Consider the following 20,833-nt stretch of genomic DNA (forward strand, 5'->3'; position numbering starts at 1 on the left):
CAAATGCTGGTTGCCTCGGCAGGCGCATCCCGCGCAAGCGAACAAGCCTTCGCATGTCGTTTCTGCCCCAGACACCACGTTCACCGTCAAATGCTGGTTGCCTCGGTCGGCGCGTCCCGCGCAAGCGGGCAAGCCTTCGCAGCGAGGGGATGGGACGTCAGCGAGTGGTGGGGGTTCCAGTAGCAGTGCTGGACGAGTCTCGGAGCGCAGTGACGAGCGACGGACCGCGTGTCAGCGAGCAAGCTCGCCGGGAGTCAGCGCTTCTTTTGCTTCCTTTTCTGGGCGCGACCAGAAAAGGGAGTCGCCTGCCGGGGCGAAATCCCGGCGGGGTGCATCGAGGAGAGGTCAAAGCCAGAAAAGGACGCCAAAGACAAAACGCGCCGCAGATCCCTGGGCGCGCTTGAAAGCGATGATCAACGTCCGAGGACGTCGAAGGAGAGGAGGTGCCTCACCGCAGCGGTGTCACCACTCCCCTCCCCTGCGACCAAATAATCGCCACGACTTGCTGCGCGTCGTACAGCGCATTCACGTGAGAGATCCGCATCGAGTAGTAATCCCCCTCGGCCGCCATCACATCGAACAGTGACCGCCGCCCGAGCTGCTGCCACTGCTGCAGCGTGAATCCGCGGACGCGTTCGCTGTTCCTCAGGATATCAACCAGCCGACGCGACCGATCAAGGGACGACTGGGCCGCCTCATACATTTCCTGCACGCGATACCGTTTCGCGTCGATGGTTTCATCGCGCTGGAGGGAGGCGGCCTGAGCGCGCCGACGCGCCGAGGTCAGCGCGGAGTCCGCGCCGGGTTGAACGATGGGGATATTGACGGTGACCCCGCCGATCCAATCGCTCTGCCGCGCCTGCCCGACGGTGGTGTTGCCGGTGACCAGCAAGCTGACGCTGGGCTGCTGCCCCGCCCGCACGGATTCTGCGTAGCTGCGCTGAGCCTGAGCGGTGGCGGCGGCTTGGGAGACGTCTGGCGAGGCCATGACATCGGCGAGCATTTCATTGAGGTCGGGCAGACGGGCGAGGACGGCGCTCATGGACGCACCGCGAGGCAGATCGTCGCCGACATAGCGTTTGAGGCGGACCTCGGTCTGCCGCAGGGCGGAGGTGGTCTGCTCGTAAGACAGGTCGGCCTGCTGCAGGCTCTTCTGTGCCTGGACGAGCTCGCTGGCCCGTCCGCGGTCGGCCTTGGTGATGATCTCGAGCGCGTCCACCAGGCAAGCCATCTTGCGGACGTACTGGCTGTAGACCTGGGCCTGAAGCTGATAGCGCCCGCGGTCGAGCGCCAGCGACACGGTCTGCAGCGCGACCTGTTCTTCCGCGCTGGACTGGCCGTAGCGCGCGGCGTCGGCCAGTTGGGAGCGCCACTCGGTGAGTTTGGTGATGCGTCCGGAGTCGTAGATGGGCGCGGTGACGCTGAGCGTGCCGCGGCCCTGGAGACCGCTGGTGCGGGTGCCCGGCCCGTCGCCGGGCAGCACGGTCCCGGTGTGCGCACCGGTGACGCCGAGCGTGACGGTGGGCATGCGCTGCGCCTTGGCCTCCTCGAAGTCGGCTTCCGCGGCCTGCGTGAGCAGGCGGGTGGCGCCGAGGGCCTTGCTGCGGTTGAGGGCCCGTTGCACGAGCTCCTGGAGCTGCGTGCGCGGATCCGAATCGCCGATTTCCAGCAGCGCGACGTCCTTGGCGGACAGTTGCGCGGGTGGCAGCGACCGTTCGTCGGAGCACCGGCTGGGGGGTGGATCCTGCGCCCAGGCCGGCGTGCCGGCGATGCCGAGCGCGGTGATCGCCAGGGCCGGAAGGATGGACATGGAGGGGCGCCGCATCCTGTGGCGCGAGGTCGTGTCGGTCATGGTCACGCGTACTGCAAGCAATTTCCCATGGCCTCTACTGGACCAGTTCGGCGGGAAACTGAAGCGTGGATAAGGCGGCGCGGGACGGGCCTGTTCGAGGTGCCGCGTGGACCGCGGCGGCCACGCTGGCTCAGCGCTCGCGCAGCGCCTCGCGCGACTTGAGCATCGGCCGCAGGATGTAGCTCAGCACCGAGCGCTCGCCGGTGCGGATCTCCACGGAGGCGGTCATGCCGGGGATGACCGGCAGCGGCTCGCCTTTGGCGCGCAGCGTGTTGCGCTCGGCCGCGACGAGGGCACGGTAGTAGGTGCCGTCGTTGTTCTTCTCGGTCTCCCCGAGGGCGTCGGGGCTGACGTACTCGATCTTGCCGTGCAGGCCGCCGTTGACGTTGAAGTCATAGCCGGAGAGCTTGACGATCACGCTCTGGCCGACCTGCAGGTAGCCGATGTCCTTGGGCTTGATGCGCGCCTCGATGAGGATGCGCGGGCCGATGGGGACGATCTCCATGATCGGCGCGCCGGACGCGACGACGCCGCCGACGGTGTTGAGCTTGATGTTCTTGACCAGCCCACGCACCGGCGACTTCAGCACCGAGCGCGTGACCGCGTCGCGGCGCACCACCAGTTGCTCGTCGAGCTGAGCCAGGTCGGTCTGCGCCTTGGACAGCTCGGTGCTGGAGTCCTGGCGGAAGCGGCTGATGCGCTCGTTGCGCTGCTGCTGCAGCTCGTTGACCTGGCGGGTCACGCGCATCACCTCGACGTTGGACATCAGGCCCTTGGACGCCATGTCCTGGGCCAGCTTGAGCTCGCTGGACAGCAGGACCACGCTGCGGTTGATGCTGGAGACGGCCTCGTCGAGCACGCGGCGGCGGGTATCGAAGACCTCGGTCTCGCTGTCGATCAGGCGCTGCACCTGCCGCACCTCGTCCGGGAACTTCAGCGGCACGCCCAGCGCCTCGGCGCGCAGCCGCGCGACCTGCGCCATCAGGCCCAGGCGCTTGACCTGGCTCTCGTTCTCGGCGGCCTCGGCGCGGGTCGGATCGAGCTCGGCGAGCGCCTGGCCCGCCTCGACCTCCTGGCCCTCGTGGACCAGCAGCCGGCCGAGCGTGCCCGATTCCAGGCTCGCGATGACCTGCTCCTTGCCGTCGGGCACCACGCGGCCGTCGCTGCGGGTGACCTCGTCGACGGTGGCGATCGAGGACCAGACGATGCCCACGAGCAGCACCGCCGCCAGCAGGTACAGCGCCCAGACGGCGCGCGGCAGCGGCTCGTCGATCAGCGCCGACTGGACGCTGCCGACGAACAGGCCTTCTTCACGGCTGAGGGTGCGTTGCTGTGACATGGGGGACGACGGTCGGCGTCAGACGGACGCGGCGCGATTCACCGCCTGCGCGGCGGGATGCACATGGAGATTGGCGCCCTGGGCTGGCGCGGCTTGCGGCTGCTGGCCGGGCTGCGCGCCCGGCGCGCCGGGGCGCACGCCCGACAGCGCGGCGAGGACCTGATCGCGCGGACCGTCCATCACCAGACGGCCGGTGTCGACGACGACGATGCGGGAGACCAGCTCCAGCACCGCCGGCCGGTGCGTGACCATGATCAGCGTGCAGGTCCCGGCGGCGTCGCGCAGCTGACGCAGGAAGGCGATCTCGGACTGGGCGTCCATCGAGCTGGTGGGCTCGTCCATCAACAGGATCTGCGGCTTGGTGACCAGGCTGCGGGCCAGCGCCACCAGCTGGCGCTGACCACCGGACAGCAGCGAGCCCATCTCGCCCACCGGCAGGTCCCAGCCCATCGGATGGCCCGCGACGACCCGGTCCAGGCCCGTGAGCTTGGCCACCTCGACCAGCCGCTGGGCGTCGACATGGCGACCCATCAGCACGTTGTCCCGCAGCGTGCCGTGGAACAGCCGCGGCTCCTGCGACACGAAACCGACCTTGCCGCGGAACTCCGCCGGATCGACCTGGCGCAGGTCGATGCCGTCGACGTCGACCATGCCCTCGGTCGGCTGGTAGAGCCCGGCCAGCATGCGCAGCACGGTCGACTTGCCGCTGCCGATGCGGCCGAGGATCGCGACGCGCTCGCCCGGCTGGATGCGCAGCGTGACATTGCGCAGCACCTTGGGCGACTGGGCGTCGCCCTGCGCGGGATAGGAGAAACCGACGTCGACCAGGCCGATGCGGCCGGTGATCTGGTTCAGCGGAACGTAGTTGCGGGTCGAGTCGCGCTCGACCGGCGCGCTCATCACCGAGTTCAGCGACAGCATCGCCGCGCGGGCGCCTTGATAGCGCGTCGCCAGGCTCACCAGACTGTTCAGCGGCACCGTGGCGCGGCCGGCGAACATCACCGCGCCGATCAACGCGCCGGCGGTGATGACGCTCTCCTGGATCAGGTAGACGCCCCAGACCAGCATCACCAGGTTGATGATCTGCTGCATGGACATCGAGATGTTCATGCTCCAGCTGGCCATCGTGCGGGCGCGCAGCGCCGACTCGGCGACGATGGCGGTGCTGTGCTCGTAGCGGCGCAGGAAGCGGCCCTCGGCGCCGGTGGTCTTCAGGTCCTCCAGGCCCTCCAGCGCCTCGACCAGCGTGCCGTGCAGGTCGGCCGCCTCGGTCAGGTTGGTGCGCATCGCGCGGCGCAGGTAGCCCTGGATGCCGAAGCTCATCAGCAGCATCAGCGGGATCGCCAGCACCAGCACCCAGCCGAGCGGGCCGCCGATGACGAAGGTCATCACCACGAACAGGACCACGAACGGCAGGTCGGTCAGCACCGACATCGTGGCCGAGGTGAAGAAGTCGCGCACGACCTCGACCTGGGCCAGGTAATGGGCATAGGAGCCGGCGGACGCAGGCCGGTGTTCCATGCGCACGCCCAGCGTCTGGCGGAACAGCTTGGCGCCGACGATCAGGTCGGTCTTGCGGCCGGCCAGGTCGATCAGGTGGCTGCGCAGCTGGCGGGCGAACAGATCGAAGATCAGCGCCAGGCCGGCGCCCACGGCCAGCGTCCACAGCGTGACGAAGGCCTGGTGCGGGATGACCTTGTCGTAGATGACCGAGGTCACCAGGCCCGACACCATCATGAGCACGTTGCTCAGCAGCGCGGCGAGCATCGCCGAGCGGTAATAGGGCATGAAGCGCCGCAGCGTGCCGAACAGCCAGTGCGAGTCGGGCTGCAGCAGCGGTGTCTCGCCGGGGCCGCTGATGGGCTTGGCCTGGGACTTCTCCTGCGGCGTGACCGCCAGGATGAAGCCGCTGTATTCCTGGTCCAGCTCGGACGCGGGCGCCACGCAGCTGGCGGACTCCGGCCCGGGGAACACGACCTCGTAGCGGGCGCCGCCCTCGGGCGCGTCGTCCAGGCGGCGCACCAGCACGCAGGCGTCGCCGCCGTTGAGCAGCAACACCGCGGGCAGCAGCAGCTGGTGGATCTCGTCGATGCCCTTGCGCAGCAGGCCGGCGTTGTAGCCGGCTTCGCGCATCAGGCGGATGCCCTGGTCGGGGCTCAGCACGCCCTCGACCGGCGCGCCGGCGCGCAGCGAATCGGCGGAGCGCGCGCGGCCGTGATGCTGGGTCAGCCAGGCCAGGCATTGCAGCAGCGGGTCGATGGCCGGCTGCTGCGCCAGGTCGGCCAGCGGATCGACCGGCTCGTCGGGCATGCCCGGCGCGCGATGGCCGTCCTCGGCGGCCAGGCGCAGGCCGGGGCGGCGGGCGCGCTGGTCACCGTCGAAGAAGGGGTCGTGCGGCCGGTCCATGATCGGATCTTGTCTGGTTCAGCCCCGATGGGCGAGGGCCAATTGCTCGAATTCGCGCTCGATGTCACGAACGATGGCCGGCATGTCGAAAAGTGCGCTGGCGCGGCCCTGGTCGCGCAGGTAGCGCTTGTAGGACCTGGCGCGACCGGGGTTCTGCCCGATCTGGATGGCGCGCTGGACATATTCGTCCAGGGAGAAGGTGATCAGGTCCGGCAGGCCGACGGCGGTCAGCAGGCTGCCGCACATGCGGGAGATGTAGCTGCGGCCCGAGCGCGTCAGGATCGGCGTGCCCATCCACAGGCAGTCGCTGGCGGTGGTGCCGGCGTTGTACGGGAAGGTGTCCAGCACCAGGTCCGGCAGCGTGAACCGCGCCAGGTAATCCGGCGGCGCCACGCGCGGCGCGAAGATCAGCCGCTCCGGATCGACGCCGGCGTCACGCGCCTCGCGGCGCAGGTTGGCCTTGGCCCACTCGTTGTCAGCCAGCAACCAGAGCACGCTGCCGGGCACCGCCTGCAGGATGCGCATCCAGGCGCCGAACATCTCGCCGTTCATCTTGTGGTTGTTGTTGAACGAGCAGAAGACGAAGGCGTCCTCGGGCAACTGGTACTGGGCGCGGGTCGGGTCGGGGCCGACTTCGCGCTTGCGATCGCTGACCTGGTAGCAATGCGGCAGGTAGATGGGCTTCTCGCTGCAGTACGGCAGGTACTCCGGCGGCATGGTGAAGCGGTCCGCGATGATCCAGTCCACCCCGGGCAACAGCGAGGTCGCGGGCAGGCCCAGGTAGCTGACCTGCGCCGGCGCCGGGCGGTGCGCCAGGATGTTGGGGCGGGCACCGCTGGTCAGGCCCTGCAGGTCGACCAGCACGTCGATGCCGGCCTGAGCGATGACCTTGGCGGCGGTGGCGTCGTCCATCGCGTTGATGCGCCAGACCTTGTCCATGGACATCAGGATGCGCTTGCGCAGCGCGGTCCCGTCGTCGCGGCTCCAGTCGAAGGCGTGGATCTCGAATTTCTCGCGGTCGTGCAGCTCATACAGCTCGGCGGTGAGCAACCCCACCGCGTGCATGCACAGGTCGCCGGACAGGTAGCCGATCTTGATCCTGCCCTGCTGGCGCGCGGCCACGGAGGCCGGATGGCGCCACAGCACGTCCTTCTGCTTCGTCACCTTCTCGTGGACGAAGCGCTGCGCGGCACCCATCTGCAGCGCCGGATCGTCGGTGGCGCTGAGCGTGGCCAGCAGCGAGGTGGCCAGCAGCAGGTCGTTGTGGCTGACCTCGGCGAAGGGCTGGTACACCGGCCACTTGCACTGCTTCTGGCGGATGTGGACGTAATGCTGCATCACGTCGTTCTGCGCCGGATCCAGGGTCAGGCTGCGCACCATCAGCGCTTCCGACTCCTCATAGCGGCGCTGCAGTTCCAGCAGGCGCGCGGCATTGTTGAAGGCATGGGTGCGCAGCCCGGTCTGGTCGGCGCCCAGCGCCTCCATCGGCTGCGTGCCGTCGTACACGGCCTGCCAGGCGGCCAGCGCGTCGTCGACGCGGCCGAGGTGCTCCAGCTGATGGCCCAGGTTGAGCCGCGCCTGGGCGAAGGTCGGGCTGATGGACAGCGCCTGCAGGTAGACCTGCTCCGCCTGCTCATGGCGCTGGATGTTGCCCAGCACCGTGCCCCAGTTGTAGAGGGCGACCAGGCGCGCGGCCGGGGGATGGTCGTCGCGGGTCAGCCAGATTTCGTACAGATGCGCGGCGGCCTCGCCCAGGTTCTGGCCCTGGAAGAAATTGCCCCGGTCCATCAGTTCCGGCAAGGGCAGCGCGCCGTCGCGGGCACGGGTCAGCAGTTGCTCCCATTCCGGGGCCAGCGGGGCGGGAACGCTCAGTTGCTGCATGCTGGGTCGGGCGATGTCCATAGGGTCGGGCTTTCGGCACGGGGGCGACGAGGCGCGGCGGGCGCGGCCGGACGAGCCGGCCAGGCCTTTCGGCCGCCTATACGGCATTGTGTCCGCGTGATCCGGCGGGCATCCCGGCAAATGGACGGCCGGGACCCGCCAATTCGCTGCTTGGCTCCGCGACGGAGCCCCCGCGACGGGCACGCCGCGGACACCGCCGGCGGCCCATTCAGCCCGATATCGGCCGCCGGAACGAGAACTTGAGCACGATATGAGCCCCCCGCGGCCGCCTTATCGGGGCTTCGTCGTGATAGGGCGAATTCCACAATCGTCTCGCGATCTTGGCCGAGGGAAGGCCTGCATGGCGCGCCGCGACCGACGCGGCCGGCGATGCCAGCCTTCCCCCAGATGCCGGGACGCCGCGCGAGGAAGTCCGAAGGACGTCGAGGGACGCGCGTTGATCAACGCCACCAAGAAATCACCATGAAGGCGATTCCGAGTCTGTCTCGTTGGGATGAGATCGTCGACGCGGCCGAGGCCGCCGAGCTGGAGGACCTGGAAGACATGGAAACCCGCGCCGTCGATACCTTGACCTGGGTCGAGCCCATCGCGTCGCGACTGGCCGGCGCCGGCGCCGCGGCGATGAACGACGCCCCCACGCGTCGGCGCGGCGGCGACTCCATCTTCCAGAGCCTGATGCGCCTGTGGCCCGGCGAGGGCCGCCGCCCGCTGGCCAGCGCCCGCGCCATGGCCCGACTGCGCGGCGCCTTCCGCGCCAGCGTCGTCGACCTGGCCGACCGCGCCGAGGCCGCGGCCGACCCGCTGGGCCAGGAGCGCGTCCGCGCCCTGCTCCGCAACATCGTCCACAGCCGCCACCCGCAGGACCTGTGGCACCTGCGCACGGCCATCTACACGGAAGTGGCCCGGTGCTTCGACCAGGCCGAGGCGGAAGCCCGCCTCGTCGCCCTGAACCGTCAGCTGGAACAGAACAAGAGCCTGCTGCGCCGGCTCATCGGCTGACCCTGGCCGGCCTCAGGAACGCCCGAGGAAATCCATCTTCCCGATCGGCACCCCGGCGTGCCGCAGCAGCGCGTACAGCGTGGTCGCGTGGAAGTAGAAATTCGGGGTCGCGAAGAACCGGATGAAATCCTCGCCCTGGAACCGGTGGGGTTCCTTGTCCCGGCGCGGCACGGTGATCGCCCGCGTCTCGCTGCCGTCGATCTGCGCCGCCGACACCGACGTCACGAAATCGCGCGTCTTCTGCAGGCGGGCGATCAGCTCGTCCAGCGTGGCCTCGTCATCCGGCCAGCTCGGCACCTCCATCCCGGCCAGACGCCCCACCGCACTCTTGGCGGAGTCGCTGGCGATCTGGATCTGGCGCGACAGCGGCAGCATGTCGGGCACCAGGCGCAGCGTGAGGTAAACCGACTCGTCGAAGCCCTTGGCCTTGGCGTGATCGCGCGCGATGCGCACCCAGGTTTGCATGTTGCCCAACATGCGGTCGAACACCGGTACCGTGACGGCGTACATGTCCATGAAGATCTCCTCGTCGTTGATGTCTGGCGAATGCCGAAAGCGCCCTCCTGGGGCGCCGGATGCGAAGCGGGGCGGATGCTAGTCCTTGTTCCGATCTGTTGCACGGCGGCTTCGCGAAGGCCTTGGGCGTGGTCAAGTGACGCGGTTAGGATGGGGTCCGCACGCCTATGAACATCATCATCCTCGACGACTACCAGGACGCTGTGCGCAAGCTGCCTTGCGCCACCAAACTGGACGCGCTGAACGCCAAGGTCTTCACCAACACGGTCAAGGGCATCGGACAGCTGTCGGTCCGGCTGCGGGACGCCGAAGTGCTGGTAACGATCCGCGAACGGACCCACTTTCCCCGGCAACTGCTGGAAAAGCTGCCCAAGCTGAAGCTGATCTCCCAGACCGGCCGCGTCGGCAAGCACATCGACCTGGACGCCTGCACCCGGCTGGGCATCGCCGTGGCGGAGGGCGGCGGCTCGCCGATCGCGCCGGCCGAGCTGACCTGGGCGCTGATCATGGCGGCGATGCGGCGCCTGCCGCAGTACATCGCGACGCTCAAGCACGGCGTGTGGCAGCAGTCGGGCTTGAAGTCCGGCTCGATGCCGCCCAACTTCGGCCTGGGCATCGTGCTGCGCGGCAAGACGCTGGGCATCTGGGGCTACGGCAAGATCGGCCAGCTCATCGCCGGCTACGGTCGTGCCTTCGGGATGCACGTGCTGGTCTGGGGCAGTGAGGGCTCGCGCCTGCGCGCCCAGGCCGACGGCCATCAGGCGGCGGAGAGCCGCGAGGCCTTCTTCGAGCAGGCCGACGTGCTGTCCCTGCACCTGCGCCTGTCCGATGAAACCACCGGCATCGTCACCGCCGAGGACCTGGCGCGGATGAAGCCGACCTCGCTGTTCGTGAACACCTCGCGCGCAGAACTGGTCGCCGACGGCGCGCTGGTCTCCGGGCTGAACCGCGGCCGTCCCGGCATGGCCGCCGTCGACGTGTTCGAGTCGGAACCCATCCTGCAGGGCCATCCGCTGCTGCGCCTGGAAAACGCCGTGTGCACGCCGCACATCGGCTATGTCGAGCAGGACAGCTACCAGATGTACTTCGACGCGGCCTTCGACAACGTGCTGAGCTACATGGCCGGCAAGCCGACGAACATCGTCAACCCGGATGCGCTCAAGGTGCTGCGGTGAGCCTGGCGCCGCCGCCCTCCCCGCCCTCCCCGCCGGCACCCGCCGAGTCCGCCCCCGCCGATCCCGCCCCTCCCGAGCCTTCTCCCGCCCCGGGTGACGCGGCCAGCCCCCAGAGCGTGGGCGAGCTGTTCTGGGCCTTCAACCGCCTCGCGCTGCAGGGTTTCGGCGGCGTGCTGGCCGTCGCGCAGCGGGAGCTGGTGGAGCGCCTGGGCTGGATGTCCCGCGAGGAGTTCGTCGAGACCCTCGCCGTCGCGCAGGTGCTGCCCGGCCCGAACATCGTCAACATCTCGCTGATGATCGGCGACCGCTTCTTCGGCATGCGCGGCGCGATGGCCGCGCTGGCCGGAATGATGGTGGTGCCGGCGATCATCGTGCTGACGCTGGCGGCGCTGTCCACGACCTGGCTGGCCTCGCCGCGGATGACCGGCGCGCTGCGCGGCATGGGGGCCGTGTCGGCGGGCCTGATCCTGGCCACCGGCCTGAAGCTGCTGCCGTCGCTGAGGAAGAACCCGGTCGGCCTCTGGCCCGGCCTGGCCCTGGCGAGCCTGGTGTTCGGCGCGACCGTGTGGCTGAAGCTGCCGCTGTTCTGGATCGTGCTGAGCGTCGGCGGCCTGGGCATGGCGCTGGCGCTGATCGCGCTGAGGCGGAGCCGCCGATGAGCCCCTCCCTGAGCGTGCTGACGGGCGCCCTGAGCTGGCAGGACCTGGGCGCGCTGTGCCTGCACTTCCTGATGCTGTCGCTGCTGTCGATCGGCGGCGCGATCACCACCGCGCCGGACATGCACCGCTACCTGGTGGCCGAGCGCCACTGGCTCACCGACACGCAATTCACCAGCTCGATCGCGCTGGCGCAGGCCGCGCCTGGGCCCAACATCCTGTTCGTCGCGGTGCTGGGCTTCAACGTGTCGGGGCTGGCCGGCGCCGCGGCGGCGATGCTGGGCATCATGTTGCCGTCGACCTTGCTGGTCGTGGCCGCGACGCGCTGGGCGCGGGCCAACCGGGACCACATCGGCGTGCGCTCGTTCACCGTCGGCATGGCGCCGCTGACGCTCGGGCTGATGATCGCGACCGGCTGGCTGCTGGCCGCGCCCTATGTCGTCGAGCCCGGCCACCGCTGGGCCACGCTGGCGCTGATGGCCGCCACGCTGTTCCTGACGATGCGCACGAAGCTGGGCATCGTGTGGATGGTGCTGGGCGGCGGCGTGCTGGGAGCGCTGGGGGTCGTTTGACCCCGGCCTCCCGATCGCCGCCGAAGATGCTCAGGCGTCCTTCGTCCCGAAGATCTTGTCCCCGGCGTCGCCCAGGCCCGGAATGATGTAGCCCTGCTCGTTGAGGTGGGAGTCGATCGCCGCGGTCCAGCAGCGGACTTCCGGATGGGCCTTGCCGAGCGCCTCGACACCCTCGGGCGCCGCCACCAGCACCAGGGCCCGGATGTCCTTGCAGCCGCGCTTCTTCAGCAGATCGATCGTCGCGATCATCGAGCCGGCGGTGGCCAGCATCGGGTCGACGATCAGCGCGGTGCGCTGGTCCAGCTGGCCGACGAACTTCTCGAAGTAGTTCACCGGCTGCAGCGTCTCGTGGTCGCGCGCCAGGCCGACGACGCTAACCTTGGCGTTGGGCATCATGTCCAGCACACCGTCCAGCATGCCGATGCCGGCGCGCAGGATGGGCACCACGGTGACCTTGCGGCCGGCGATCTGGTCGACCTCCACCGGGCCGCACCAGCCGTCGATCGTGGTCTTCTCCAGCGGGAAGTCCGACGTCGCTTCGTAGGCCAGCAGGCGCGCCACCTCGCCGGTCAGCTCGCGGAACTTCTTGGTGGACATGTCACCCTCGCGCATCAAGCCGATCTTGTGCTTGACCAGGGGGTGTTTGACTTCGATGACGGGCATGGCGGTGGGGCAGGCTGATGTGGGAGCGGCTCCTCGCGGAGCCGGAATGGGCGCGATTATCTCGCGGCGGGCTCAGCCCTTGGCGCGGCGCTGGCGCAGCGCCTCGTACAGGCACACGCCCGCGGCCACCGACACGTTCAAGCTTTCCACCGCGCCCTGCATCGGGATGCTGACCAGCTCGTCGCAAGTCTTGCCGGTGAGCTGCCGCATGCCCTCGCCCTCGGCGCCCAGCACCAGCGCCACCGGGCCGGACAGGTCCAGGTCGTACAGCGTCTTGGTCGCCTGGTCGGAGGTGCCGACGATCCAGATATCGCGCTCCTTGAGCTCGTTGAGCGCGCGCGCCAGGTTGGTGACCATCAGGTAGGGCACCGTCTCCGCCGCGCCGCTGGCCACCTTGGCCACCGTCGCGTTGAGCCCGACCGCATGGTCCTTGGGCGCCACGACCGCGTGCGCGCCCGCGCCGTCGGCCACCCGCAGGCAGGCGCCGAGGTTGTGCGGATCGGTCACGCCGTCCAGCACCAGCAGCAGCGGCGGGCCTTCCACGTTGTCCAGCAGGTCGTCCAGCGAATGCTGCTGCGCCACCGCCTTCACCCGCGCCACGACGCCCTGGTGGCGCGTCGTGCCGCACAGCTTCTGAAGCCGGTCGTCGTCGCTCTCGACCAGGCGCGCGCCGGCCGCCTCGGCCTTCTCCAGGAAGCCGCGCATGCGCTGGTCGCGACGGGTGGCGTCGAACAGGACCTCGTGCACCGAGGCGGGCGCGGTCTTGAGCCGCACGGTCACGGCATGGAAGCCGAACAGGATCTGGGTCTTGCCCGACGCGGACGCCGGCTCGGAGCCGGCGGCGGGCTTGGAATGCTTGGGGGTGGCGCTCATGGGGCCGGATTGTCGCCGCTCCGGCGGGCGGCGCTCAGATCCAGCCCATTTCCCTGGCGCCCATGAGCGCGCCGATGAGCACCGGCTGATGCAGCATGTAGTACGACAGCGACCACTGCCCCAGCACCGCCAGCGGTCGCAGCGTCACCCGCAACGGCCTTTGCAGCCAGGCGCGCACCGCGGCCGTCCGCGCCAGCGCGCAGCCCCACAGCATCGGCCCCAGCCACGGCAGCAGCGGCACGTAGTCCTCGGTCAGCGGCTTGTGGGTCACCAGGCCGACCCAGTTGGTGGTGCGGGTGTCGAAGAAGGGATGCGCCACCACGAAGGGCAGCAGCAGCGCCACCGCCCCCAGCACCCACAACGCGCCGGCCGGCAGGCGCGAGAAGCCGAAGCGCACCAGGATCAGCATCAGCGCCATGCCGTGCAGCACGCCGAAGCTGATGAACGAACGCGGGAACATCCACCACGACCCCAGCGACACCAGCAGCGCGCAGGCCATGATCTGGCCCCACCGGCGCCAGAAGCGATAGGCCGACTGCCCCTGCGACGTCGCCACCGCCTGCCCCATGCCGGCGCACAGCAGGAACAGGCTCACGATGGCGCTGCGCTGCCAGGTCCAGAACGGATCGCGATAGAAGTCCTCGACGATGACCTTGAAGTAGGTCAGGTCGAAGCAGAAGTGGAAGGCGGTCATCCAGACCATCGCCAGGCCGCGCAGCGCGTCCAGGCGATCGAAGCGCGGCGTGACCTCCGGCGGGGGCGCCGCCTCGGCGCGGACGGCGGGGTCAGGCGTTGACGGGGGGTGTCGGTCCGGCGGATTCATCGGGGTGGAAGTCTACATAAGGCCGGTGGCCCGCCCATGACGGTGGTGGTTCGACATCACAACAAGCGACGCCACGCCTTGAACGAGTCATGACAACCCCACTCCCAGGTCAGGCGCCCTGTGCGTGACTACCAGTGACGGTCATTGAGAGCAGAAGCCGTCGATTCGACCATCGCGGTTTCGTCCACGCCTTTCAATCCACATGTCCTTGCACTCCCTGTCCGAACCCTCGTCGCGCGTGCTGCCCCGCGCTCGCTCTTCCACCCTTCGTCTCGGCGCCCTCGCGCTCCCGTTGCTGCTGTCGGCCTGCTTCGGCGGCGGCGACGACAAGGCCCAAACCGCGGCGGTGATCGAACCGTCGGAAGTCTCGCCCTGCCAGGTCCTCAAGGTGACGCCGGAAGCCTCCGTCACCGACGCCTTCGTCGATCCGCTGCTGACGCTGACCTACACCGCGCCGACCGCCGGCACCTGCAACAACTTCGCGCTGGTCGACCGCGGCCAGTCGCCCGTCCCCACCCGGGTGGTGGCCGCCAGCGAGTGGCCGCATCCTCAAGGCGGCTTCGTGGGGACGCTGACCCTGGAGCCGGTCGACGCGCTGGCGCAGAAGGCCGGCTACGGCCTGAAGCAGAACGGCAAGACGATCTCCCTCTTCACCACCGGCACGGAGCGCCGCGGCAGCCTCGCGAAGGTCGAGGACCAGCCCGTCCACCTGTCGCCGCTGCCCGAATCCGCGCGCATCGGCAAGGACGACATCAACGGCGTGGTCGACGCGCTGGCAGAGCGCATCACCGAAGGCAACAAAGGGCTCGCGTTCCTGCTCAAGGCACTGCTGAAACGAGAGCTCCCGCATCTGGCGGATCCGCAGGCCCGCTTCGCCGCGCGTGTCGGCAAGCTGACCTACCGCAGCGTCGACGCGACCGGCGCGCCCGTGACGCTGAGCGGCCTGCTGGTCTATCCGGAGCAGGACGGCGGCGGGGCCCCCATGGACTACAACGGCCTGCCCATCGTGATCGGCCAGCGCGGAGCCGGCGACAACGACAGCGAGGCCCCGTCCTCGGGCGCCCACATCATGACGGTGCCTGGACTGTTGGCGGCGGGCAAGGGCCACGTGTACATCGCGCCGGACCTGATCGGCATGGGCGACACGGCGAAGTCGCCCCAGGCCTACCTGATGGCCAAGGACACGGCCGCGCAGACGCAGGACATGCTGCGGGCCGTCCGCGAGTACTTCCTCCAGCAACACCGCGCGCAGCTGGGCCGCGACCTGCGGATCGTCGGCGCCTCGCAAGGCGGTTTCTCGTCCATCGCCCCGCTGCCACACCTGTCGCTGGACGGCACCGTGCGGCTGGTTTCCGCCGCGGAAGGCCCGTACGACGTGCACCGCACCTTTCACTCCTCCGTCCTGGCCGTGGGCGGCGCGGCGCGCGACGCCTACTCCGAGCACGAGGACCTGAAGTTCGTGCCCAGCCACGTGCGCGACGTGATGGAGAGCTTCCAGACCTACCAGGGCTACCGCTTCGATCCGAAGGCGGTCTTCGCCGAGGACGGCTCGCTGCTGCCGTCCTTCCTGCAGGACTACAAGGACGGCAAGTACAAGGACTTCGTCGCCCATCTCGGCGCCAACAGCCTTGCCAGCAACACCCAGCAGTACAACCTCCCCGAGGCCAAGGTGAAGCTCTATCACTTCACGAAGGACTCTCTGGTGCCGTCGCAGAACACGGTGGACCTGCTGGCCAAGCTGAGCGCCGCGCCCAACCGGTTGGCAAGCGTCGAACGCGGCAACTGCCACGAGAGCTCGGAGATCGTGAAGCTGGTCCTGCAGTTCAGCAAGAGCTCGCTGAAGACGCACATCATCTGCGTGCCGTTCCAGATCGACGACCTCGTCGGCGAGCTGTAAACAAGCGCTGAGCAATGCGGGCCGCCCGGTCGTGCCGAGGCGGCCCTGTCATTGCCTGATCACCCGGTCCGCCTCAAGAGCCCCAACGTCCGCCGAGCGCGCGCAGCAGTTCGACGCGATTGACCTGCTCCGTCTGCCGCAGCGTCACCAGCACCTGCCGCGCGGTCGCCAACTGGCGTTGCGCATCGAGCAGCTCCAGCTGGCTGAACCCGCCGAGGCGATAACTCTGCTCCGCCAGGCGGAACGCCTGCCGCGCCGCCTCCACTTGCGCCTGCTGCGCATCCAGCCGCTCCGCAAGCTGGTCGCGCACCGCCAGCGCATCCGCCACCTCCCGGAAGGCCGACTGCAATGACAGCTCGTAGCTGGCCATCGCCTCGCGCCGGGTCGCCTCGCTGACCTGGACCTGCGCGCGCCGCGCGCCGCCGTCGAAGATCGGCAGATCGATCTGCGGCACCAGGCTCCAGACGCCGCTGCCGCTCTTGAACAGCCCATCCAGCTCGGGGCTGCGCGTGCCCGCGCTGGCCGTCAGCGTCAGCCGCGGGAATCGCGCCGCGCGCGCCGCGCCGACGTCGAACGCCGCCGCCTGCAGGCGCTGCTCCGCCGCGCGCAGATCGGGGCGCTGCAGCAGCACCTCGGCGGGCAGACCGGCGGGGATCTCCGGCAGCGCCGTCGCGGCGGTCGTGTCCTGCTCGCCGGGCAGCATCTCGTCCGGCAGGGGTTGGCCGGCCAACAGCTCCAGCGTCAACCTGGCCTGCGTCACCGTGCCGACGATGCGTGCCGCGTCGCCGCGCGCGGATTCGAAGGCGGCGCGCGCACGGGACCGATCCAGGCCCGACGCGGCACCCAACTGGTACCTGCGCTCGGCCAGCGCCAGCGTGCGTTGCTGGCTGTCGCGCAGCTCCAGGGCCAGCGCCAGGCGCTGCCGCTCCGCGGCCAGCGCGAGCCACGCGTTCGCGACCTCCGCGACCAGACTCAACCGCGTGCTGCGCTGCGTTTCCTCCTGGGCGAGGAACCGCGCCAGCGCCGCGCCCTCCAGGCTGCCGAGACGATCGAACAGGTCGATCTCGTAGCTCGCCAGACCCAGGTTGACGCCATAGGTCGTCGTCGCGCCCTGCGCGCCGGTCGTGCGCTGGCGTGTCGCGGACGCGCCCAGGCCGATCTGCGGCAGATCGTTGGCGGCGACGATGCGGTACTGCGCCCGGACGCGTTCGACCGCGGCGGCGCTTGCGCGCAGGCTGCGGTTCTGGCCCAGCGCAATCCCGACCACCTGATTCAGACGCGGATCCGCGAAGAACCCGGACCAGTCATGCACCGCGACCGCGGCCGCATCCACGGCCGCCGCCGTTGGCCCCGAGGCGGTGCTCGTCGGACTCGACGCCCCTCCCGCGGCGGCGACACCCCGGAAGGCCTCGCGCATCGGCGGCTTCGGCGCATCGTTCGCCGGCACGAGGCTGCCGCAGGCGCTCAACCCGAGCAGCAAGGGCAACAGTCCGGGCAGGAAGCGGCCCGTGCCGCTCGTCATCCTGGCACTCCTGGCACTCCTGGCACTCCTGGCACCCGCAGCCTGGATGGTCCTCCGAGCCGAGTCGGCGGAAGCCGGGCCGGGGGTGACGATTTGCGTCAGCGTATGAGGAGCCCCCGGCCCGGCTTCCGCTGACGGGCGGAGTGCGCCACTCGCGGCAAACGAGGCAATCGTGGCACCCGCAATCTGGATGGTCCTCCGAGCCGAGTCGGCGGAAGCCGGGCCGGGGGTGGCGATTTGCGTCAGCGTATGAGGAGCCTCCGGCCCGGCTTCCGCTGACGGGCGGAGTGCGCCACTCACGGCAGAACACGCAATCGTGGCACCCGCAATCTGGATGGTCCTCCGAGCCGAGTCGGCGGAAGCCGGGCCGGGGGTGACGATTTGCGTCAGCGTATGAGGAGCCTCCGGCCCGGCTTTCGCTGACGGGCGGAGTGCTCGTTGGGAGTTAGTCATGCCTGCCCCTCCGGCTTCGGATCCACGGCAGACGGCGGCACCTGAGCAGCCTCACCGGCCGCCCCCTGCTTCCCCACCCGGCTGAACCGCTGCTTCACCCACAGATAGAACAGCGGGACAAAGAAGATCCCGAGCAGCGTCGCACTCGCCATCCCGCCGAGCACGCCCACGCCGATGGCGCGTTGCGATCCCGAGCCTGCGCCGCTGGAGAAAGCCAGCGGCAGCACGCCCATCATGAAGGCCAGCGAGGTCATGAGGATCGGCCGCAGTCGCTGCCGGCAAGCTTTGAGCGTCGCCTCGACGAGGCTCATTCCCTGCCCCAGCAAGGTCTCGGCGAACTCCACGATCAGGATCGCGTTTTTCGCCGACAACCCGACCGTCGTCAACAAACCCACCTGGAAGAACACGTCGTTCAACTGCCCGCCGAGATGGCTGGCCGCCAGCGCGCCGATGATGCCCAGCGGCACGACCAGCATGACGCTGAACGGCACCGACCAGCTTTCATAAAGGGCGGCCAGGCACAGGAAGATGAACAGCACCGACACCGCATACAGCAGCGGCGCCTGATCCCCCGACAGCCGCTCCTGATAGCTGCGCCCCGACCACTCGAAGCCGACGCCGGGCGGCATCTCGCGCAGGATCGATTCCATCGCCGCCATGGCCGCGCCTGAGCTCACGCCCGGCGCCACCTCGGCCTGGATCTCATAGGCGGCGCTGCCGTTGTAGCGCACCAGCTGACGCGGCCCGTTCTGCCACTTCGCCGTAGCGAAGGCGTTGAACGACACCATCGCGCCGCTGGCATTGCGCACGTACCAGTAGCGCAGCGCGTCGGGGTCGGCGCGATAGGCGCCCTCGCCCTGCACCAGCACCCGCTTGACGCGGCCCCGGTCGAGGAAGTCGTTGACGTAGGCGCTGCCCAGCGCGATCGACAGCGTGTCGTTGATCGTCGTCGTCGACACGCCCAGCGTCCCCGCCTTGTGATCGTCGATGTCGATCTGCAGTTGCGGCGTCTCGGCCAGGCTGTTGATGCGGGCGCGGCTCAGCTCGGGGCGCCGGTTGGCCTCGTCGATCAGCCGGTCGCGCGCGGCGGCCAGCGCCTCGGGGCCGACGCCGCCCAGATCCTGCAGGAACAGCTGGATGCCCGAGCTGCCGCCCAGCCCGCGCACCGTCGGCGGCTGCACGATGAAGATGTTGGCGTCGCGCACCCGCTTGCCCAGCTCGCGGCTGAAGCGCTCGGCCAGCGCGCCCGCGCTCTGGTTGCGATCCGGCCTGTCCTTCCAGTCCATCAGGCGGATGAAGCCCTGCCCCGAGCCCTGATCGCCGTTGGCGCCGCGCACGAGGTTGTAGAACAGCACTTCCTTCTGGTCGGCCAGGTAGGCCTCCATGCTCTGCGCCACCGCTTCCATGCGTTCCGCCGTGGCGCCCGGCGCCATGCGCACCTGGATCTGCAGGCTGCCCTGGTCCTCGTCCGGCAGGAACGACGTCGGCAGGCTGCGGTACAGCAACGCCATGCCGGCGATCAGCAGCAGGTAGACCATGAAGCTGCGCACGCCGCGCGCCGTCAGCCATCGCACGCGGCCGACGTAGCGCTCGGTGAAGCGGTCGAAGAGGCGGTTGAAGCCGCCGAAGAACCAGTCCAGCTGCTTGCCGAAGGGGCCACCGTGAGCCGCGTGCTCGCCCTGATGGACGGGCTTGAGCAGCGTCGCGCACAGCGCGGGCGACAGGCTCATCGCCACCAGCACCGACAGCACCATCGCGCTGACCACGGTGATGGAGAACTGCCGATAGATGATGCCGGTCGACCCGCCGAAGAAGGCCATCGGAATGAACACCGCCGACAGCACGACCGCGATGCCCACCAGCGCGCCGCTGATCTCCTTCATGCTGGCGCGGGTCGCGTCGCGGGGGCTCAGGCCCTCCTCGCGCATCAGGCGCTCGACGTTCTCGACCACCACGATCGCGTCGTCCACCAGCAGGCCGATCGCGAGCACCAGCCCGAACATCGTCAGCGAGTTGATCGAATAACCCGCCACCGCCAGCACCCCGAAGGTCCCCAGCAGCACCACCGGCACCGCGATCGCCGGGATCAGCGTCGCGCGCAGGTTCTGCATGAACAGGTACATGATGGCCACCACCAGCACCATCGCCTCGATCAGCGTGTGCACGACGCCCTCGATGGACACGCTGATGAACGGCGTCGTGTCGTAGGTCGTGGTGATCTTCATCCCGTGCGGGAAGAACGGCGCCAGCTCGGCCAGCTTGGCCTTCACCAGCTCGGCGGTCTTGAGCGCGTTGGCGCCGCTGGCCGGCAGGATGGCCATGCCGGCGGCGGTCTGCCCGGTGCTCTTGACGTTGGTGGTGTAGCTGTCGCGGCCCAGCTCGACGCGGGCCACGTCGCCCAGGCGCAGCGCGGAGCCGTCCGGCTGCACGCGCAGCACGATGGCGCGGAACTGCTCCGCCGTCTGCAGCTTGGCGCGCGCCGTGATGATGGCCGTCAGGCGCTGGCCCTCGGGCGCGGGCTGCGCGCCGAGCTGGCCGGCCGAGACCTCGGTGTTCTGCGCCAGCAGCGCGGCGCGGATGTCGCCGGGCACGAGCGCGTAACGCTGCAGCTGCGCGGCGTCCAGCCACACCCGCATCGCATAGCCGGAACCGAAGACGTTGATGTCGCCCACGCCCTCGATGCGGCTGATGATGTCCACCAGCGTGCTGGACAGGTAGTCCCCCAGGTCCGCGGACGTCACCGACGGGTTGTCGCTGGTCAGCATCACCACCATCAGGTTCTCGGTGCCGGCCTTGGTGACGCGCACGCCCTGCGCCTGCACCGCCTGTGGCAGCCGCGACAGCGACTGCGAGACCTTGTTCTGGACCTGCATCTGCGCCAGGTCCGGATCGGTCCCGGCGACGAAGCTCAGCACCGTGCCGGCGCCGCCGGAGGCGTTGCTGGTGGACTCGATCGAGAACAGGCCGTCGATGCCCTTGAGGTTCTGCTCGATGACCTGCGTGACCGAGTCCTCGATCGCCTTGGCGGACGCGCCGGGATAGCTGGTGTTGATCGAGATCCGCGTCGGCGCGATGTCGGGATACCGCTCCAGCGGCAGCATGTGCACGGCGGCGGCGCCGGCCAGCATGATCACGATCGCGATGACCCACGCGAAGATGGGTCGGTCGATGAAGAAGGAGGCCAT

The 20,833-nt window shown here is 69.4% G+C and carries 15 protein-coding genes; 5 read left to right on the forward strand and 10 right to left on the reverse strand.

The window, feature by feature from the left end; genetic code table 11:
• Positions 1-448: 448 nt before the first annotated feature.
• The 4 genes from CDN99_RS00830 to CDN99_RS00845 all read right to left on the reverse strand — a co-directional run bounded on the left by CDN99_RS00830 (position 449) and on the right by CDN99_RS00845 (position 7,499).
• The gene (locus CDN99_RS00830; protein ID WP_088382231.1) at positions 449-1,852 is read right to left on the reverse strand and encodes a TolC family protein; all 1,404 of its coding nucleotides are present in this window, start codon (positions 1,850-1,852) and stop codon (positions 449-451) included.
• A gap of 130 nt (positions 1,853-1,982) precedes the next feature.
• Positions 1,983-3,191 (reverse strand): HlyD family type I secretion periplasmic adaptor subunit, encoded by a 1,209-nt coding sequence (locus CDN99_RS00835; protein ID WP_088382232.1) that lies wholly within the window; start codon positions 3,189-3,191, stop codon positions 1,983-1,985.
• An 18-nt stretch (positions 3,192-3,209) separates the two neighbouring features.
• Entirely contained in the window at positions 3,210-5,597 is a 2,388-nt protein-coding gene (locus CDN99_RS00840) for a type I secretion system permease/ATPase (RefSeq protein ID WP_088382233.1), read from the reverse strand.
• 18 nt (positions 5,598-5,615) lie between these two features.
• Positions 5,616-7,499 (reverse strand): O-linked N-acetylglucosamine transferase, SPINDLY family protein, encoded by a 1,884-nt coding sequence (locus CDN99_RS00845; protein WP_238139303.1) that lies wholly within the window; start codon positions 7,497-7,499, stop codon positions 5,616-5,618.
• Between the two features lie 462 nt (positions 7,500-7,961).
• Between CDN99_RS00845 and CDN99_RS00850 the strand changes: the two genes are divergently transcribed.
• A complete protein-coding gene (locus CDN99_RS00850; protein WP_088382235.1) occupies positions 7,962-8,498 on the forward strand; it encodes a hypothetical protein in 537 nt (178 codons plus the stop codon).
• 12 nt (positions 8,499-8,510) lie between these two features.
• On the opposite strand, the gene CDN99_RS00855 is transcribed toward CDN99_RS00850, so the two are convergent.
• Positions 8,511-9,014: a DUF1993 domain-containing protein gene (locus CDN99_RS00855; RefSeq protein ID WP_310732457.1), complete on the reverse strand. Its 504-nt coding sequence runs from the start codon at positions 9,012-9,014 to the stop codon at positions 8,511-8,513.
• A gap of 167 nt (positions 9,015-9,181) precedes the next feature.
• On the opposite strand from CDN99_RS00855, the gene CDN99_RS00860 reads away from it, so the two are divergent.
• The 3 genes from CDN99_RS00860 to CDN99_RS00870 are packed head-to-tail and all read left to right on the forward strand — an operon-like array spanning position 9,182 to position 11,417.
• Positions 9,182-10,189, forward strand: a complete 1,008-nt coding sequence (locus CDN99_RS00860) for a D-2-hydroxyacid dehydrogenase family protein (protein WP_088382237.1) — start codon at positions 9,182-9,184, stop codon at positions 10,187-10,189.
• Positions 10,186-10,848: a chromate transporter gene (locus CDN99_RS00865; RefSeq protein ID WP_238139304.1), complete on the forward strand. Its 663-nt coding sequence runs from the start codon at positions 10,186-10,188 to the stop codon at positions 10,846-10,848. The genes CDN99_RS00860 and CDN99_RS00865 overlap by 4 nt, the downstream gene beginning before the upstream one ends.
• Positions 10,845-11,417, forward strand: coding sequence for a chromate transporter (locus tag CDN99_RS00870; protein WP_088382238.1), 573 nt, complete (start codon positions 10,845-10,847; stop codon positions 11,415-11,417). The genes CDN99_RS00865 and CDN99_RS00870 overlap by 4 nt, the downstream gene beginning before the upstream one ends.
• Before the next feature lie 30 nt (positions 11,418-11,447).
• Here the strand turns inward: CDN99_RS00870 and upp are convergent, their stop codons facing one another.
• From upp to CDN99_RS00885, 3 genes are all read right to left on the reverse strand, one after another.
• Complete coding sequence (gene upp / locus CDN99_RS00875) at positions 11,448-12,080, reverse strand: uracil phosphoribosyltransferase (RefSeq protein ID WP_088382239.1); 633 nt, start codon at positions 12,078-12,080, stop codon at positions 11,448-11,450.
• 72 nt (positions 12,081-12,152) lie between these two features.
• A complete protein-coding gene (rlmB, locus tag CDN99_RS00880) occupies positions 12,153-12,953 on the reverse strand; it encodes a 23S rRNA (guanosine(2251)-2'-O)-methyltransferase RlmB (RefSeq protein ID WP_088382240.1) in 801 nt (266 codons plus the stop codon).
• Positions 12,954-12,987: 34 nt separating this feature from the next.
• Positions 12,988-13,776: an acetyltransferase domain-containing protein gene (locus CDN99_RS00885; RefSeq protein ID WP_088382241.1), complete on the reverse strand. Its 789-nt coding sequence runs from the start codon at positions 13,774-13,776 to the stop codon at positions 12,988-12,990.
• Positions 13,777-13,978: 202 nt separating this feature from the next.
• Here CDN99_RS00885 and CDN99_RS00890 point away from each other — a divergent pair, with 202 nt between their 5' ends.
• Positions 13,979-15,673: a hypothetical protein gene (locus CDN99_RS00890; protein WP_141100581.1), complete on the forward strand. Its 1,695-nt coding sequence runs from the start codon at positions 13,979-13,981 to the stop codon at positions 15,671-15,673.
• A gap of 73 nt (positions 15,674-15,746) precedes the next feature.
• On the opposite strand, the gene CDN99_RS00895 is transcribed toward CDN99_RS00890, so the two are convergent.
• Together CDN99_RS00895 and CDN99_RS00900 are read right to left on the reverse strand one after the other, a co-directional pair.
• A complete protein-coding gene (locus CDN99_RS00895; RefSeq protein ID WP_158218720.1) occupies positions 15,747-17,195 on the reverse strand; it encodes an efflux transporter outer membrane subunit in 1,449 nt (482 codons plus the stop codon).
• A gap of 449 nt (positions 17,196-17,644) precedes the next feature.
• Positions 17,645-20,833 (reverse strand): efflux RND transporter permease subunit, encoded by a 3,189-nt coding sequence (locus CDN99_RS00900; protein WP_088382244.1) that lies wholly within the window; start codon positions 20,831-20,833, stop codon positions 17,645-17,647.

Source organism: Roseateles aquatilis (assembly GCF_002205645.1).
Taxonomy (GTDB): domain Bacteria; phylum Pseudomonadota; class Gammaproteobacteria; order Burkholderiales; family Burkholderiaceae_C; genus Roseateles; species Roseateles aquatilis.